Source organism: Bdellovibrio sp. CKG001 (assembly GCF_055397465.1).
On record NZ_AP029173.1, the window covers coordinates 2730162 to 2747623 of the forward strand.

16 protein-coding genes are annotated in these 17462 nt (G+C 49.4%); 5 read left to right on the forward strand and 11 right to left on the reverse strand.

Going from position 1 to position 17462, the window contains the following annotated elements; genetic code table 11:
* Window positions 1–69 precede the first annotated feature (69 nt).
* Entirely contained in the window at window positions 70–1269 is a 1200-nt protein-coding gene (locus tag ACZ50P_RS12930; protein ID WP_464131632.1) for a hypothetical protein, read from the reverse strand.
* 222 nt (window positions 1270–1491) lie between these two features.
* On the opposite strand from ACZ50P_RS12930, the gene ACZ50P_RS12935 reads away from it, so the two are divergent.
* Together ACZ50P_RS12935 and ACZ50P_RS12940 are read left to right on the forward strand one after the other, a co-directional pair.
* The gene (locus ACZ50P_RS12935; protein WP_464131634.1) at window positions 1492–2274 is read left to right on the forward strand and encodes a hypothetical protein; all 783 of its coding nucleotides are present in this window, start codon (window positions 1492–1494) and stop codon (window positions 2272–2274) included.
* Complete coding sequence (locus ACZ50P_RS12940; RefSeq protein ID WP_464131636.1) at window positions 2271–2948, forward strand: ankyrin repeat domain-containing protein; 678 nt, start codon at window positions 2271–2273, stop codon at window positions 2946–2948. Before ACZ50P_RS12935 ends, ACZ50P_RS12940 begins: the two co-directional genes overlap by 4 nt.
* A gap of 3 nt (window positions 2949–2951) precedes the next feature.
* Here ACZ50P_RS12940 and ACZ50P_RS12945 read toward each other — a convergent pair whose 3' ends face one another.
* The 8 genes from ACZ50P_RS12945 to ACZ50P_RS12980 all read right to left on the reverse strand — a co-directional run bounded on the left by ACZ50P_RS12945 (window position 2952) and on the right by ACZ50P_RS12980 (window position 10630).
* Window positions 2952–3944 (reverse strand): pectin acetylesterase-family hydrolase, encoded by a 993-nt coding sequence (locus tag ACZ50P_RS12945; RefSeq protein ID WP_464131638.1) that lies wholly within the window; start codon window positions 3942–3944, stop codon window positions 2952–2954.
* A gap of 111 nt (window positions 3945–4055) precedes the next feature.
* On the reverse strand, window positions 4056–4343 hold the full coding sequence (locus tag ACZ50P_RS12950; protein WP_464120281.1) for a hypothetical protein: 288 nt from the start codon (window positions 4341–4343) through the stop codon (window positions 4056–4058).
* Window positions 4344–4576: 233 nt separating this feature from the next.
* Entirely contained in the window at window positions 4577–7075 is a 2499-nt protein-coding gene (locus ACZ50P_RS12955) for an RCC1 domain-containing protein (protein WP_464131640.1), read from the reverse strand.
* A gap of 95 nt (window positions 7076–7170) precedes the next feature.
* A complete protein-coding gene (locus tag ACZ50P_RS12960) occupies window positions 7171–7917 on the reverse strand; it encodes a substrate-binding periplasmic protein (RefSeq protein WP_464131642.1) in 747 nt (248 codons plus the stop codon).
* Window positions 7918–7999: 82 nt separating this feature from the next.
* Complete coding sequence (locus ACZ50P_RS12965) at window positions 8000–8635, reverse strand: alpha/beta hydrolase (protein ID WP_464131644.1); 636 nt, start codon at window positions 8633–8635, stop codon at window positions 8000–8002.
* A gap of 3 nt (window positions 8636–8638) precedes the next feature.
* A complete protein-coding gene (gene ygiD, locus ACZ50P_RS12970; protein ID WP_464135216.1) occupies window positions 8639–9418 on the reverse strand; it encodes a 4,5-DOPA-extradiol-dioxygenase in 780 nt (259 codons plus the stop codon).
* 212 nt (window positions 9419–9630) lie between these two features.
* Entirely contained in the window at window positions 9631–10152 is a 522-nt protein-coding gene (locus tag ACZ50P_RS12975) for a DUF2231 domain-containing protein (protein WP_464131646.1), read from the reverse strand.
* Window positions 10153–10261: 109 nt separating this feature from the next.
* On the reverse strand, window positions 10262–10630 hold the full coding sequence (locus ACZ50P_RS12980) for a hypothetical protein (protein WP_464120276.1): 369 nt from the start codon (window positions 10628–10630) through the stop codon (window positions 10262–10264).
* A 217-nt stretch (window positions 10631–10847) separates the two neighbouring features.
* Here ACZ50P_RS12980 and ACZ50P_RS12985 point away from each other — a divergent pair, with 217 nt between their 5' ends.
* Together ACZ50P_RS12985 and ACZ50P_RS12990 are read left to right on the forward strand one after the other, a co-directional pair.
* On the forward strand, window positions 10848–11729 hold the full coding sequence (locus tag ACZ50P_RS12985; RefSeq protein ID WP_464131648.1) for a pirin family protein: 882 nt from the start codon (window positions 10848–10850) through the stop codon (window positions 11727–11729).
* Window positions 11730–11797: 68 nt separating this feature from the next.
* Window positions 11798–12700 (forward strand): LysR family transcriptional regulator, encoded by a 903-nt coding sequence (locus ACZ50P_RS12990; RefSeq protein ID WP_464131650.1) that lies wholly within the window; start codon window positions 11798–11800, stop codon window positions 12698–12700.
* A 199-nt stretch (window positions 12701–12899) separates the two neighbouring features.
* Here ACZ50P_RS12990 and ACZ50P_RS12995 read toward each other — a convergent pair whose 3' ends face one another.
* Window positions 12900–14687, reverse strand: a complete 1788-nt coding sequence (locus ACZ50P_RS12995; RefSeq protein WP_464131652.1) for a MutS family DNA mismatch repair protein — start codon at window positions 14685–14687, stop codon at window positions 12900–12902.
* Window positions 14688–14771: 84 nt separating this feature from the next.
* Window positions 14772–15659 (reverse strand): DUF4382 domain-containing protein, encoded by an 888-nt coding sequence (locus ACZ50P_RS13000; RefSeq protein ID WP_464131654.1) that lies wholly within the window; start codon window positions 15657–15659, stop codon window positions 14772–14774.
* A gap of 255 nt (window positions 15660–15914) precedes the next feature.
* Here ACZ50P_RS13000 and ACZ50P_RS13005 point away from each other — a divergent pair, with 255 nt between their 5' ends.
* Window positions 15915–17420: an MFS transporter gene (locus ACZ50P_RS13005; RefSeq protein WP_464131656.1), complete on the forward strand. Its 1506-nt coding sequence runs from the start codon at window positions 15915–15917 to the stop codon at window positions 17418–17420.
* The last annotated feature ends 42 nt before the right edge of the window (window positions 17421–17462 follow it).

Sequence of the window (17462 nt, forward strand, 5' to 3'; positions counted from 1 at the left end):
ATCTATTCAATTTTAAGGCACCTAAAAAGTGGGCGCTTTTATGCACCGAACCGACTTAAAGGCGGACCTCTATAAAGAGATCTGCCCTTTTTCAAACATCTGAACACCTTTCATGATCTGCTTCATTTGATCACTAAAGACTGTCGAGGGCTTGTCCTGAACATCCACAGTCTTACAGGATTTGATTCCCAGAGCAGACTTGAAGGAACTGCATTTCACGATGGTATAACATTGCGAAGCTGAGCAAGATACCGGGGTCCCGGCGTAGAAGTTCAACTTCGGGTTCGATTCAAAAGATTTGCTATCGATCGCTTTGCTACAAGCTGCGAATAGCGAACCGCTTTTATCCGAAGGACACATCCAGTCTTTGACGACAGCCATGAACTCTGCGCGCGAAGACTGCATCGACAGCGGCGTCACCGAAGGCATCAGCAGCGCATAATGAATCATCGCCTGAGGCAAGTCCGCCTCGCTCTTGGCAAAACCTTTATAGAAACCCAGGCCCTTATCAAATCGGCCCATCATACCTGAATAGTTATTGTTCACAGGCTTTAAACGCAGACAATCGTAGGATCCGCAGCGCATGCTCTGACGAAGAATGCGAGTCGTGTTACCAACTCGGGAAAGATGTTCCGGATATCTGCCGGCATCATGATAGTACCATTGACCATCAGACATCGGCTCTTGAAAGTCATCCGCCGTGAAGGTGCCAAAGGCCGGGCGCCCCCACAGCTTCGCTGCCGCCGGAGCCAGGAACCACCCCGAGTTGCAGGAATGGAAAATCACAACCGCATTGCGCGCCAAAAAACTTCCCATCTGAACAAACTCTGCATCCGTGTGAGCCAACCGCTTGGTTCTCTTATGCAACACAATCCCCGTCTGAGGGTTTGAGTGAACAAAGAACTGAAGCGATGTCAGCAATGAACGGGGAAACTTCAATGCGCTTAGGATCTGGGATTTATCCAATCTGGAGGAATCTGCGATGTGGAGCTTAAAACCCGCATTAGCCAAAAGTTGCTGATCGGAATACAAGTCATTGGCTGCACTGATGATAATTCTTTGACGCTGAGGAAAGCGATCGCGTGATACCTTCGCCGCCAGAATAGCCGATTTTAAAAACAAATTTCCATGATCATCTCCATCTCCCGCAACAAACACATCCGTGGGGACGCCCGACCGAAGCTGACCGGGATCTGTCGCCAGAAAGATGGCCAAACTGTCCTGCGCCCAGATAAAAACCGCGAAAAAAGTAAGAACAAAGTATTTCATAATCTTCTTCCTGCTAAAAATGAAGTGGACGCTGTTTACCCGAACGGAAGAGGTAACGAAAGCTCTCCTTTTAAAATTTGCAGAAAATTAACAGTAAAATCAGCCCTCTGTTGTCTCTTAAAATTCAGCGAACATCAGCAGCGTCTACATTCGTGTTGAAATGATCTTCTTGAACCAAAAAAAAGACGTGACCAGGTTGCTCCAAGATTTCACTATGAAAGAATGACACATCATCAGGACATTCAGGATATCAATGCCGAGCGATCTGTAAAAACCGGAGCCTCCGGGATGCTTGAAAGCTTTCTTCGCAAGTTTCGTCAGATAGCATACCTGGTTGCCATCATTCCAGTTCTTCTGGCCTATGTAATTTGTCTGGGGGTTTCGCTGGCTCCGGGGATTTATCTCTTCCGCTGGGTGTCTGCGAACTGCACCGCTCTGCCGGATCTGCTGCAGGCGCTGTGTCTGGGGCTCTCCTTGGCAGGAGGTTTCGTTGCCTTCATTTTTGTTCTGATTGTTGTCGTGCCCGTTTTGAATGCGCCCGCCTTGCCATTTATCAAAACTTATCGTGGTCCCTGGTTTTCTTTGGAATCCATCCCCTGGTTTTATCACAATGCCTTGACCTATCTGGTGCGCTACACAGTCTTGGACTTTATCACACCGACACCGTTGAATATCTTTTTCTTCCGCGCCATGGGCATGAAGATTGGCAAAGCCTGTATGATCAATTCCTCCAACATCTCGGATCCGGCCCTTATCAGGTTGGGTGACTATGTCACTATCGGGGGATCTGCATATTTGATGGCCCACTACGGAATGAAAGGTTATCTTATCATTGATCATTTGAAAATTGGCTCGGGCGCCACCATAGGACTTGCAGCAAAAGTTCTGGGCGGAGTCGAAATAGGTCGCCGTGCCACCGTCGGACCGAATGCCACGGTCCTGCCTAAAACTGTGATCAAAGAACTGGAAAAGTTCGGCGTTCCTGAAAAACCGGAGGCTCTATGAGAAGGCAGATTTTAATCATTCTCTTAACGACACTGATCGCATCCATTTCTTGCAGCAAGGACAAAGACGTGCAGACTAAACCCCTGGAATCTCAACTGTTGGAAGCCACAAAGAAGAACAATGCCGAAATGGTCCGTGCCCTTCTGAAACAGAAAGTTAAAATTGACGAAAAAGATTCTCAAGGCCGAACGGCGTTGTTGATTGCCACCCGCAATAACGATGTCGAAATCGCCAAGCTTCTGATTGAAGCTGGTGCTGATGTGAACATTCAGGATCAAATTCAGGACAGTCCGCTGCTTTATGCGGGAGCAGAAGGCCGACTGGAAATACTGAAAATGATTCTGAAGTCCAAACCTAACTTCAAAATATACAATCGTTTCGGAGGCACTGCCTTAATTCCAGCCGCGGAAAAAGGTCATGTCGAGGTTGTGAAGGAACTCGTCAAAACACCCATTGATATAAATCATGTCAACAACCTGGGCTGGACAGCTTTGATGGAAGCCGTTGTCTTAAGTGATGGCGGCCCTGTTCATCAACAAATTATTCAGATTCTGGTCGATGCGGGCGCCAATGTGAACATCCCGGATCGGGATAAGGTAACGGCCCTGACCCACGCCAAAAAAAAGGGATTTAAGGAAATCGTGGCGATTCTGGAAAAAGCCGGAGCACGATAGGGGCTATCTTTTCTCGTGATAGATTCGCTCAGCAAAGCGGATGGCTGACAAGTTTTCCTCGTTTTCCATTCCGGCGCTCGGTGGCGCTAACAAGAAGGTGTGCATCAGGCAACGAGGCGCCCAAACCTGGACATGATTGAAGGGTTTAGCGACTTCAACAATGCCACCTTCTGAAAGCACACGTCTTTCATGTTCTTGCGGAGAGATCTCACCAAATACCACGGCCATGACAACATCCTTGGTGGCCTGCAGAAGACCGACCTTCCAGTCCCGCAGTTGCGCAAAGACCGGACCGAAGTACGGAGCCACGAAACCACTGTGCTCTGGATAAATCAACCCGACCGCCGCAAAGGCCTGTTTGAAATCTGCACGCATTTGAGAAGAAAACTTATCAAAGAACTTATCCCCAAAATGCAGTCCCGGACTGTCGGCCAAAAGAGTTTTCTGTGTCGCCCTCGGGAATGCGTCTGAGATCGTGTGGGAATGAACCAAAGCGCCAATGGCACCTGCAGAAGCACCCCACAAGGTCACGTCATCAAAATTATCAAAGTTTAAAATCTTTCGATCACGGAGATAGTTTAAAGATCTAAGGATGTTTGTGTAACCGACATGCCAGGTTTGGCGCGCAGAGTACTCCGTGTAGCGCGCCACATGACGGCCTGAAAAAACATCCCCCGTGCAATAGGGAAAATAAAGCGCCGTATGATCTGTCCAGGGATGGGATGCCGACTCGGCCGTTAAATAGCTAAAAGCCGGAACTGCCGGAATTTTATAGATCCAAGTTTTTCGATCCAAACCGTGACAGGTGGACTCCGACCAGCAGGCTCCTCCGCCCATGAACTCAATTAAGATTTTATCCTTACGACGCTGGTCCAGAAAGACCGAGTACTGACTGCCGTCCCCGCAATAAGCGCCAGGGATCTGAATTCTTTCCCAGGAGCGGGCCCACACTTGAGTGGAAATCAAAAAAGACAACAGAACGACAACGGTCTTCATAGAAAAACTCCTACATTACAATGCTAAGAGTTTGCCAATGCCCGATAAATTAAAATCTCAAGAAAGACCTCAATACACGCCCTTGGTTTCGTGTTTTATTGAAAAAATCGATCACTCCTCCAGACTCCCAGGGCCTTTTACTAAGGACTCTTTTCCATTTTCCAAAGTCCGTCGCACGGCCTGACAAAGTGCCCGGATCGCATAGGCTTTGAAATCCTCGGCCGGATCGCAGGCATCTTCAAAGACCACTTCGATACTTTCCAGATAATTGCAAATCTCCTCCGCCGAAGGCGCTTCCGCAGATCGCGACAAGATCGTGTCTGAAATAGACAGCGCATGCCACCAGCGCTCCCAATTTTCAACCGGGCTTGATTCCTCTACCTGTATTACCTTCTTCATTCTTCTGTTTTCTTTCTAAGAAATCCAACGGACAAAGCCTTACGGCTGTGGCCATCTGCTTTCAAAACTATTCTATTGTCTATTCTGTTGAAGATATGACGATGAAGGGAAAGACCTCTAAGACTTAAGGTCCTTCCAACAAACTACTCTGAGACTGAATAAAAGGAATAAATCGACATCTGCTCACTATAGCACATAAGACACAACAAGTCCACCCTTCAGGACTTTACAGGCTAAGGCTTCACTGGCGAAGGAACATTCACCAAACGCCCTGCTCCGAGCTGATTCAGACGATCAGAGCCCCAACAGTGCAAAGCTCCCGCCAACGTGATGCCGCAACTATGATATCGCCCGACTGCCACAGCCTTGTATTTATCCAAAGAAGAAATCGGTACTGCTGAAGCTTGTACAACCTGCAGACCATTCCCCAACTGCCCGTCAGAACCGCTGCCCCAACAACGAATATCCTGCGTACTGGTCAGTACACATTTGTGAGCAAACCCCACGTCCAAGGCCTGATGCACAAATCCAGGATCCGCAGGCTGAGCTGTAAAGCTGGTCGGATAGGTTCCTGACGACCAGCAGTTGAAAACCCCGGCCTGGGTTTTGGCGCAGAAGTTATTCCCGCTGCGGCTGAGTGATTCGTAAACCGTTCCCGCGTCAACATTCTCTGGCACAAAATGCCCGGCACCACCCCAGCACATCAAAGCTCCCGCTCCGGTCAAGGCACAAGTGGCCTTGTTTCCGGCGACGGCAATGTCTTTAAAGCTTTCTACTGAATCCACAAATTGAGGTTTGCTGGCGGTGTCCGTGGTGCCATTCCCCAGTTGGCCGACATCATTAAGTCCCCAACACATGATCTTATTCTGATCCGTCAATGCACAAGAGTGGTCGCCTCCGGCAGAAACCTTGAGGAACTTCTCTGAACTGTCCACAACTTTGGGAACCGCGCGCTGAGTGGTGATACCATCGCCCAGACGGTGATTGATCCCATTTGCGCCCCAGCATTTTAAAACTCCATCGACCGTAATCCCACATGTATGATAGTTCCCGGGCGAAACGGCTTTGTATTTGACTCCACGGTCCACTTCCACTGGGAACGGTTTAGTGATCGTTGATTTATCACCCACCTGACCATTGCCGTTGTTCCCCCAGCACTTCAGCACACCCGCCGTTGTAATACCGCAGACATGATAAAGGATCCCGGCATCCATCAACTGATATTGCTCCCCATTGTCGACGACAATAGGGACAGGTCGGACAGAGGCCATGCCGTCACCGTTCTGCCCACTTCCATTTTCGCCCCAACAGAACATCACACCCGAAGTTTGAATTCCGCAGGTTCCGACAATTCCAGTGGCAACTGTCAAATAGCTTGCATCAGATACCTGCGTCGGCACGAGGGCTTTACCCGTTGAGTTTAAACCCAACTCCCCGTAATCACCACCACCCCAGCATTTTAGACGCTTGTCGTTCTTGGTGATGGCACAAGTATGCCCACCACCCGTGCTTACTGATGAATAGGCCACCGCTGAATCAATCGCTGTCACAGGGTTGTTCCCCGTGCCAACTCCGTCACCCACCTGACCTGAAGCATTGTTACCCCAACACTTGAGCTTATCGTCCATCGTGATGGCGCAGGTGTGACTGGTCCCAGCAGAAACCTGACGGTATTCAACCCCGGCATCCACAGTCGTGATTGCCACCGGCGAACCGCCCGTTCCCAACGCCTGCAAAGAACTGTTGGTCCCCCAGCATTTCAATTCATTGTCAGTGGTAATTCCGCAGCTGTGATAGGCACCGGCAGTGACATCTTTATAAAGAACTCCAGGATCCAGTTCCGTTGGATCAAATGTGGTACTCGAAGGACTGGTGCTCCCCGTTCCCATTTGCGCATAATCATTCTTACCCCAGCACTTCAGAACACCACCATCTGTGATCCCACAGGCATGGCTGGTTCCTCGGGTCACCTTTTTGTAAGTCACTGCCGCATCCACTTCGGCCATGGCAGCCCCGCCGCCCCAGCATTTGACTATCCCGGCCGTCGTGATCGCACAACCAGACGTCATCCCCAACTCGACGTCTTTGTAAAGAACACCACCGTCCACAACCACGGGACTAATCTGTCCAGGCCCCGGTGCTCCCAACTGCAAGGCTGAATTCTGCCCCCAGCATTTCAGGACTCCGCCCGTAGAAATACCGCAGGAAAAATCACTGCCCCTGCTGACTTTTATAAATGTTTTATCCTCGGCAGGATCAAGAACAAACCGACGCATCACCTGCTGCTTAAAGTAGGACGGATAGCCAATGACCTCTTTTAAAGCAACCTGCAAAGTTTTCGAACCCGAAGACGATCCAAAATAATCATAGGTTATTTTTCCCTCGGTTTGTCCCGCGGGAATCATCACCACTCCATCTTGAAGATTATGGTTCACCGATTGTTGAGCCGTGCTAAGTTCCGGAATCAAGGTGTATCGAACATAGATATTCGTCGGACTGGCTTCCGCCATGGTCACGACTATTTCCTGCCTGCTGGTCTGTCCAGTTTTCACCTGCACATCAGATGACTTTAAAAAAGAGATCTCAGCGGGAGGATAGTCCGCATAAAAGCTTTCTTCCTTTGAAAGTGTCGGCGGAAGCTGACTAAGATCCTCGAAAGAGGCATCCAGAGAACATGCTCCCAGGCCAGCAACCAAACTTAGGTAAAGCATAATACGAAGAAACGTTCTCATGTTTTATTGATCGGCGGAGATTAACTTCGACCTAAGGAATGCTCATAATTAACTGTTCGCTGAATTTTCGTCTCTCAAGTTGAGACGCAAAATCTCTATTTCATGTAATCATCAAAAATCTTTTGGATCACGCCTTCATTTTTCATCTGCTGAATGGTCTTGCCGAAGCGCTCTGCCAGCTCTTTGCTGCCAGGCCCTCGGGCCTTGGAAAAGGCCACGTAGGACGGGTTTTCAGAAACCAGATAAACAGATTCAAAGATATCCCTGTATCCCAGTTTTTTGCTCATGAAGCGGAACGCTTCCTCTGATGCCACTACCACATCCACACGTTTGACCCCCTCAGAGCGCCCCAGTTTCTGAATCAGCATTTCCTGAGTGCCACTAAGATCCAATCGCAAATTCTTTTTATAGGCATCGAACTCCGGTCCATAAGAGTATTGATCATTCACTCCCACCGTCAGACCTTTGAGGTCCTCGAGGCTGCGAATTTTAAACTTTCTCTTCTTCAGCGCAAAAACCATATTACGGGTTTCACTGACCGGTTCATGAAAATAGAGAAATTCTTTTCGTTCCTCGGTCACAAACGGGGGAAAGAGCGCATCCACCTTCCCCGTGCGAGCCATCACCACAGCACGCGCCCAGGGGAACGTCACGAATTCAGGCTGAACCTTCATTCTTTTGCACGCCTCCCGAATGATCTCGACGTAAGTGCCCTTCAGCTCCCCTTTGTCCCGATAGATTTTGGGCGGAATATCTTCGTAAGAAGCAAAGACAACTTTTTCGGCCATCGCCGGAAAAGAAATAACAAGACCCACAATAAACAGCAGCGTTTTTAAAAACATTCCAACTAGCATGAATTTAGAGCTGACAATATTCAACTCCTTTTTAGTTCGGATTCCCTTTCAGACTTTCTAATGGATAAACTCAAAGTCGTTGTTTCAGAAGACGACGGATATCCGCGCGCATCTCTTCACTGACTTCGTGCTGCGCTGAATAAGTCAGTAATTGCACAGGAAAGCCTGCATCCGAAAAAACTCTTTCAGACTCTTGAGCATGAAAGAAAGGAAGCCTGTTATCTTCGATTCCATGTAGAATAAAAACATCCGGTGTCGCTGAGTAGTTGGACTTCCGGGACAGTGCAGCCATCTCCTGCAACGTACGCCCACCCATACCAAACACGGCCCTCACAAGATTTGCCTCTGTCAAAGCAACGGAAAAACTCATGATAGCGCCCTGACTGAAACCCGCCAGGAAAATTCTCTCCGTATCGACATTCGGTTTTTGACAAAGGTCACGAAGAAATTCGACGACGTGCTGCCGCGCCACTTCGGCTTGTTCCTTATTATGCACAGGTCCCTGCTCCGTGAAATTCACATGAAACCAACCATAACTGTGAGGGCCCATCGCCAAAGGACCACGCAAGCTGTAAACATCCAAGCGTGGATCCAACGAAGCTCCGAACTCCGCAAGGTCCTGCTCATTGGATCCCACTCCGTGCATCAGCACCAGAACCGGTGTCTTCGCAGATGATTCTTCTTTTGCCGGGATGTGTTTATACATAATTCAGACCTTCCTTCCCAGACTCAAACAGCGCATGGAAATCGAACCCATGTCATAACCTTCAAACTCAAACTTCAGTTCATCTTTTTGCGCGTCTGCAGCCCCTAACACATACAACAGCGGATAGTAGTGATCCGGAGTCGGTACACTGTTGCGCCCGGCGGAGGTCTTCATAAAATCAGAGGCCAATGAGGCAAAGTCCCTTTTTTCAATCTGTCCCTTGACCCACTCGTCAAACTCCACGGCCCAGTCAAAGCCCTGGGACTGCTTACTCCAGTCAATCTGCCGAAGGTTATGGACAATATTGCCACTGCCCACGATCAGAACCCCCTGCTCACGCAAGGACTTCAGAATTTTTCCCAGCTGCAGATGAAACGCCGGAGGTTCGGACATATCTATGCTTAGCTGCAACACAGGAATATCCGCCTCGGGATAAATTCGGCGCAGTACGGACCAGGTCCCGTGATCCAATCCCCACACATTTTTGTCAGCGTGTATTTGGGGCTTGTCGGTCAACTTTTGGATTTGTTCTGCCAAGGCCGGACTGCCCGGAGCAGGATACTGCACATCAAAAAGAGCCTGCGGAAACCCGTAAAAATCATGAATGGTGCGAGGCTGACCCATGTGAGTCACCCAGGTCCCGGCACTCAACCAGTGAGCAGAAATGCACAAGATGGCTTTGGGACGCGGAAGCTCGACTCCCAACTGCCCTAAGCGCTGAGTGAAACGATTGTCTTCGATTGCATTCATGGGGCTTCCATGACCTAAAAACAGAACTGGCATAGCTGATGATGCATCCAAGGAACCTCCCCCCAACTTCAACTGACGCAGCCCCAGTAGAGCCAGAAAACCTCCGGCTCCGAACATCAGGGACCTGCGTGTGATTCGGTGATATCGATCTTTCATGGATTCATTATCCGAAAGAACTCACTGTTGCGGCAGGGTTCAAAACCGAATCACTCTGTTGCGCCAGGGGGACAATGACTCAGCCCACTTTAATGAAAGCTGATATGATCCTGGGGTCTTTCATCGTGCTCATAACGATCCTGCAAGATCGCCTGTTCTGAACTCATCGGAATTCCCACTTTATGGATGGCTACCAAGGTCCATCCATAGGCACCTGCGCCCACCAGACACAGACAACCTACGCCCGTTAAAACCAGCGGAAATGTCAGCGAATTCAGCGGAGCATTCCAAGTTCCCCCAAGCAGGACTGCACTCACAGCAAATAGTCCCAAAGTGAGAACATTGAGCAACATGTGAATCAGGCCGTCTTTTTTTGCAGTGGTGTCTTTGGGAATTGCCATGGCCCAGTCAATGAATCCGGGAATGGCCGCCACCACGGCAAGTGCCACGGCCGCCATATTGGAAAAATATCCCAGCTTATACCAGAAGATCTCAACATCCGCGAACTGGTACACAAGAAAGCTGACAAAGGTAAGAAGATAAAACGTAATGGGAAAGGCCACCAGCATGGGATGAATTCCATGCCCTTTGATTGATACTTTGCTGTACATAAAACCTCCCTGTTTTATGTCTTCAAAGTATAGCGACTTTTCCGCAAGAGCCAGCCCTCCGGTAGCGAAGTGCCAACTCTCAGCGAACGACTCAGGCCAAGGTCGATTGTTATTTGTTTTTACTGTAGCGCTCGAAGCTGGCCTTGTTTTCAAAGTAAACCACAGAACCGTCAGCGCGAGCCGCAATTACAGCCGTGGCTTTGTCGATGGACTTACCGGTTACAGGATCAATCGCTTTGCGCGCACTGGCATCTTCCGCCAGGGTTTTTTTGCAGTTCTCACAGCAGCCATAGTATGTTTTCCCGGCATGGGACACTGGAATTTGATCACGGGGGAAAACCATGTTCGTCACCATACAGACTTTTTGATTCGGAACAATCTGCAAAGACTCTTTTGCCAAAGCCTCTGATCCAAACGCCAAAAAAACCAAAACGGCGGCAACGACAATAACGCCCCATTCTTTGAACTGCTTCATCATAAATATCCTTTCAAAGCTTCTCTCTGTCACTAGGAGGCCCGCTTCCCACTTGTGACAAAGTCCCTGCTTTTTTCTTAAAACGAACTTATACGCTGTGGCAATGAGCCAGCCCCTTAAATCCATTGATTATCCAATACATTAAATAATCTTTCTATTTTATCCATCTAATCAAAAGATCAACGGGGTGTTATATTAACAGCCTATGAAAGGGACTGTTATGAAAAAACTCTTATTCTCTCAACAAAGTAATGCCCGACACTGGGTCGGCGACGGTTTTCCAGTCCGCTCGATCTTTACCTACAACGACATCGCCCGGGAAATGAGTCCATTTCTGCTGATGGACTACGCGGGGCCGGCCGTTTTTCCTCCGTCGGAACATCGTCGCGGCGTGGGTGAGCACCCTCACCGCGGTTTTGAAACAGTGACCATTGTTTACGACGGCGAAGTGGAACACCGCGACTCTGCAGGCGGTGGTGGCCTGATCAAACCCGGCGATGTGCAATGGATGACGGCTGCTTCAGGTTTGGTGCATGAAGAATTCCATGGTGCCGACTTCGCGAAAAAGGGCGGCAATTTTGAAATGGTTCAACTTTGGGTCAACCTGCCGAAGAAAGACAAAATGTCCAAACCCCGCTATCAGGGCTTGATAAATACGGAAATCCCTCAAGTTGCTTTGGCAGATGGGGCGGGCCACTTGCGAGTGATCGCCGGTGAATTCCATGGGATGCGAGGACCTGCAAAGACATTCACTCCGATCAACTTGTGGGATCTGCGTTTACAGGCCGGAAGCAAAACGGAACTCAATCCCCCCGTTGGCCATACAGCGGCTGTCTTTGTTCTTAGTGGCGAGGTCACACTGGGTACGGGAGAGCGCTTGCAGGAAGCGGAGCTGGCCGTCCTGGACCGCGAGGGAGCCAGCTTCACTCTGGCTGCCGGCACTGATGCCAAAATACTTTTCTTAGGTGGTGAGCCTATTGAAGAGCGTATTGTTGGTTATGGCCCGTTTGTCATGAATTCGGAAGCAGAAATACGTCAGGCCTTTATTGACTTCCAAGAAGGTAAAATGGGTCAGATTGATTCCATCGAAGGTTCGCGCTAAAAAGAATCCGAAGGGGCCAAGGCTCCTTCGGATTTGTTTTTCCCGCAGGTCTCAGGCACAATTCAGCCATGGACTTGAATGAAATCGCCATCTTTGTCAAAGTCGTTCAGACCGGCAGTTTTTCCTCCGCTGCAAAGCAGTTGGAAATGCCCAACTCCACTGTCAGCGCTAAAATTTCGTCTCTGGAAAAACGCCTGGGCGTCACCTTGCTTCATCGGACCACTCGCAAATTGCAAATCACACAGGCCGGACAGATGTTCTTTCAACGCTGTCAGGTGGGGATTGGCGAGCTTAAAGCCGCCACAGAAGAGGTCAGTCAAGGACAAGGAGAACCACAGGGACTGTTGAGGGTCACCGCCCCTGCCATCATCGGCCCCAGCTTGTTAAAGGAAGTGATCACAGAGTTTCGTCGCCAATATCCGAAAATTCAACTGGAACTGCTGCTGACAGACCGACAGGTGGATTTGATCTCCGAAGGAGTGGATCTGGCCATTCGCGCGGGCGAGCTGAAGGATTCAACACTGATCACCAGGAAACTGGGACTGAGTTATTTTGCCCCTTTCGCCAGTCCGACATACCTCAAACGAACAAACACTCCTCTTCACCCCAAGGACCTGCGCGACCATCAATGCCTACAATTCACGCCGCTGGGAAAAGACCACTGGGAATTTTTAAACAAAAACCGCAATAAAGTGACTGTGAATCTGCGCGGAGATCTGGTCATTGATGATCTGAATACAATCAAGGAACTGGCGGTTTCAGGTGAGGGCATCGCTCTGCTGCCGACCTTCCTTTGTGGAGCGGAGTCGAAAACCAAAAAACTGGTGCGCATTCTGCCGGACTGGCGTTCAGATGTAAGACCCGTGAGCTTCGTCTACCCGCCTCAACGATTTACCCAACCGCGCCTTATGGCTTTTATTAACTGCGCCAGTGGCCTTTTGAAGGAGCGCTTAAAGGAACTTGAACTTTAGACGCTAAAAATGGAAACGGGCCCCGACCCTTTGGCCAAGTCCCGTTTCGGACGACCCCTAAAAGATGGAAGGTGAAAAAAGAATGAAATCTAAAACCACTTACCAACTTCCGGATCGTTTCCACATGCTTATTATAACGCACTTTTTCTTCAGTAAAGCGTCTGCTGCCAAGAAGCAGACACTTTAATCCGAGTAAACTTTAAACTTCTTCGACCTTAATACCTTCAGCCGCCATAATTCGCAAAGCATTGGTCGTTGGACAAGGCCCCCGTCGCAGATGATAATGGAATATCATCTTTCCATTATCATCAATATCTTCCCGGAAGTGCAGATTTAACAAGGTCGGGTTGCTGGCTTCCAATGCTGTCAGCTCCAAGTCATGTGTTGAAATAAAGCCCATCGCAGATTTTTCCTGAGCCAGCGTCTGAATCACCGCACGACTGCCGATCTGACGCTCCCGATTGTTAGTGCCGCGGAAGATTTCATCAATCAAGTATAAAACGGGCTTTCCTGAAGCCGCGGTGTTCAGAATGTCCTTCAGACGTCGGACTTCCGCATAGAAGTAAGAATACCCATCACGCAAAGAATCACTGACCTCGATGCAGGTTTCAATCTGCAGAGGAATCGTCACAAAGCGTTCTGCAAAGACTGGCGCGCCCATGTTGGCCAGTGTCTGATTCACCCCCAAGGTGCGCAGGAACGTGGACTTACCCGACATGTTGGACCCCGTTAGAAGCCCCAACGATTTATCTTTCGGGAACTCAAAATCATTGGCGACCGCCTTACTGCGATCCAAAAGAGGATGGAAGACATTCTTGCAAATCAAAGTCTTTTCCGTGGCAAACTCCGGATAACACTGGGTCTGATACTTATCAAAGACCAGCAAAGACCCCAGCACTTCAAATTCTGAAAGCTCTTCGACACAGGCCGGGAAGTCCTGAGCCATCTTCAATCTTAAACGTTCCAGGAAATAGACCGAGACCACCGTCCACGGAAGAATCGCATTTAAAATAAAATGCAAAATAGGATTGGTCTGAGTTCCCACAAAGCCCAGAATTGTTTCCAGCTTCTGTGCTGTTCGTGACGGTGACAACTGAAAGATTGTCGGACAAAGATCCTGCAATACTTTATCGCTGGAGGACTTTCTTTCAATCGCCTCCAGCACCGGCGCCAAAGCCGTCAGATGATGAGACAATCCGGTTCCCTGCAAAAAGGCGGACCCCACGGACCCCAGACTGAAAAGACTTAAAAGAGGAAATGCCATAAACACCACTGATGGCAAAGCCGTCCCCGTCACAATGACAAAAATCAACACAGCCAGTGTGATCGACCATAAAATCAAATTGGCAATCAGAAGCACACCAAAGTGCGGCCCCACGAAAGAGTTTTTCAGAAACTCCTGGATCTGCAAGGTGGAAAGATTCAGCTCATTGGAATTGGTTTCAATCCCCAGCCGCGTGTAGAACCAGACGTGCGGGCGCAACAGACGGATTTGCTCCTGACGTTTTCTTAAAACTTCGACCTCAGAGGGCGGCTGACTCATCCATCGCAAAAGTCGACGCAGTCCTCCTTCTGAAAGTGTTTCGTCCAGCAAAGTCCACAATGAGTGCGACCCCACCAATCCCAAATCCCGGATCATGGGAAACTCTGCCGACGTGTCAAATGCCTGCTTCCAACTGCGACCCGAGGGTTGCCCTAAAAGACGCCTGTGCTGGCGCAGAAGGAATTCATTCCAACGGGTCAACCTTTGCACGTGACGATAGATCCGGCGCGTTCGCACTACAAGGACCACGAAGATCCCCATCAACACCGCCGGAACTGCAAAACCTGAGCGTGCATTTGGTATCATAGACAGCACAACAAGGCTTGCAAGAAAGATCAGGGCTGTTAAAAGACGAATGTTCTGATGTTGACGAAGGCGCTGCTGCCAGAGCTGCAAGAGACTCTGAATGCGTGCGGATTTTCTTTTGACGGATTGTTGCTTCATGCTTCCCATGATGCCGGGGCCACGAAAGCGAGGCAACTCAAAAACCCCGGACTCTCGACTGAGAGCCCGGGAAAAAGATGAGACTTACAAAAGCTGAGAAAGTTCTTCCTCTGTCACTACAGGATACTCCTGACCATCTACGATTGGGACATAACCATCGTCAGAACCATCATTCGTATCAGGCACAGTCACCAGCTCTTCTCCTGGCTGCTCAGGTGTTGGCTCAGGTTCAACCGCTCCGGAATCACCACCGCTATCAACGCCAGAACCGGAATCCACGTCAGCTCCAGGGTCTTCGCCAGCCCCAGCTTCTTCACCCGTTCCGGGTTCTTCACCAGATCCGGATTCTTCGCCAGTGCCAGGCTCTTCAATAGCTGCCGGTGTTTTCAAAACGGACTTCAGTTTCAACACAGGTTTCAACAGACAACCCCCGTTACCTTGCACAACGACGGATTTCAGCGCATCAAAGTCCACAACAACCTCATAGTTATGACCTGCTTCAAATTCCACTTTATTCGTCAGGATGATTTTGACACCGGTCTTTTGGGCGCTCGGTGTTTTCAGCTCACAGATGGAGTCATCACCTTTGACGGCATAATGTCCTTCATGTTTTAGAACCAGACGGATCTGCTGAATACGCAATCCCGCTGGAGCAACGATATCCTGCAACGGCAGCGTCACACCATTTTGCAACTTCAACAAATCCACCGGCCCCAATCCTTGAGCCAACTGCAGACGCCCGGATTTACCCGCCCCGCCGATCAAGACTTCCATGTGATCAATATCCACCACAACGGACTTGAGATCTTTATTCGGCGCATCTGTCAGTTTGAAACTGACTGTGCTCATTTCACTTTTGTACTGACTCGAGGTGGCTCCGCTTTCAGAGTCTGGCTCACTGACAGTGCGACTGCAGGCGGACCCAAGCAGCACAGCACCGAGGCATATAAGCTTTACAGAAACACGCTTCATCTTACCCTCCTGGTAATTCTTACGCTCAATATACTCCTCTCGACTTACAGACTCAAAAATGTCCCCTTTGAGGCATTCAATCTGAGAGAGCTGTCAAAGACCTGGGCACTTTCTTCAACATTCTGCTGTCTTCATTGGCCTTGTCACGCAGCCCCCATGTGAGAAGAAAAATAAACCTCTTCACATTACAGACTTCAGTTTGCCATTTGCTCGTTTCTCACATACTGTGGGGCCGCTCAACGCACTGGAGACGCTATGGCCTTACTTCTCGTCAGCATATGTCTAGCCGCGGTCATTTATTTATACTTCAACAACAATCCTCTGAATCACTCGAAAAAATTTATCTTCAGGCGCTTCGTGAACTGGTTCCCCCTGGGGATGAGCTATGCCTTTCTCTACATGGCCCGCTACAATCTGAATGTTTCCAAGAATGCCATGGGCGAGATGATGACCAAAGAACAGTTTGGGATCATCTTTGCTGCGGGCACTATTGTCTATGGCCTGTCATTCCTGATTAATGGACCCCTGGTGGACAAAATGGGTGGCAAAAAGGGAATTCTGATTGCCACCCTGGGTTCTGCCTTGATGAATCTGCTGATGGGCGGCGCAACCTATTTGTACCTGATGGGACGCCTGAAAACCAATATGGTTGTGGCCTTTTCGGTTCTGTACGCGATGAACATGTTCTTCCAAAGCTATGGAGCTGTATCCATCATCAAGGTCAAAGCCTATTGGTTCCACGTTCGTGAACGCGGCGTCTTTGGCGCCATCTTTGGAACCCTGATTTCGTTCGGCGTGTACTTCGCCTTCGACTGGGGACAGGCCATCGTTGATGCCTCGAAGTTACATATCGAAGGTGAAAAGACCGCTTTCCAAAAATTCATTCAACATATCTTTGCGATTGATACCGGTGCCACAGATGCCACCTGGCTGGTCTTTACCATTCCCGCCTTCATCTTGATCGTCTGGGCCCTGATCGACATGGTGCTTTTAAAAGATTCCCCAAAAGAAGCCAACTTCGATGACTTTGACACCGCTGATGCTTCCTCCACCGATGACGATGAAAATGTCAAAATGACGATGACACTGATTCTGAAGAAGGTGTTTTCTAACCCCGTCATGATCACGATTGCCATGGTGGACTTCACTTCAGGGGTTTTGCGCAACGGGATCATGCAATGGTATCTGATCTTTGCCAATGAAACCAAGGACACCAATCCGGCCTTCTATGCAGGGTCCGAATTCTTCATCAAGAACTGGGGGCTGTTGTTGTGCTTAACCGGGGTTCTCGGAGGCTTTATTGCCGGCCTGGTTTCAGATCGCATGTTCCAGTCCCGTCGCGGGCCTCCGGCTGCAATCAATAACGTTGTGATGATTCTGCTATTGATTGTGATGTGCGTTTTCTTAACCAAAGATCCTACGGTCTTCGGATTGGCCGCTGTCTTGATGACCCTGGCCGTGATCGGCGTGCATTCCCTGATGTCAGGAACAGCGGCGGCTGACTTTGGTGGCAAGAAAATGACAGCAACAGCTTCGGGTATTGTCGACGGCTGTGTTTATCTGGGATCAGGTTTGCAATCTCTTACGATCGGCTATCTATCCGCAAAAAACTGGCACTACTGGCCACTTTTCCTGATCCCCTTTGCTGTTCTGGGCCTGGTTCTTGCCCTGCGCATGTGGAAGGAACTGCCAGAGGCCACCAAGAAGTACATCCTTGAAGTGGAAAAAGCCGAAGCCCGCAGACAACAGCAGGAGAGCTAAAAAGGCTCTTTTGCTGGACGCCCTGGTCCAAAGGCTTTTCTG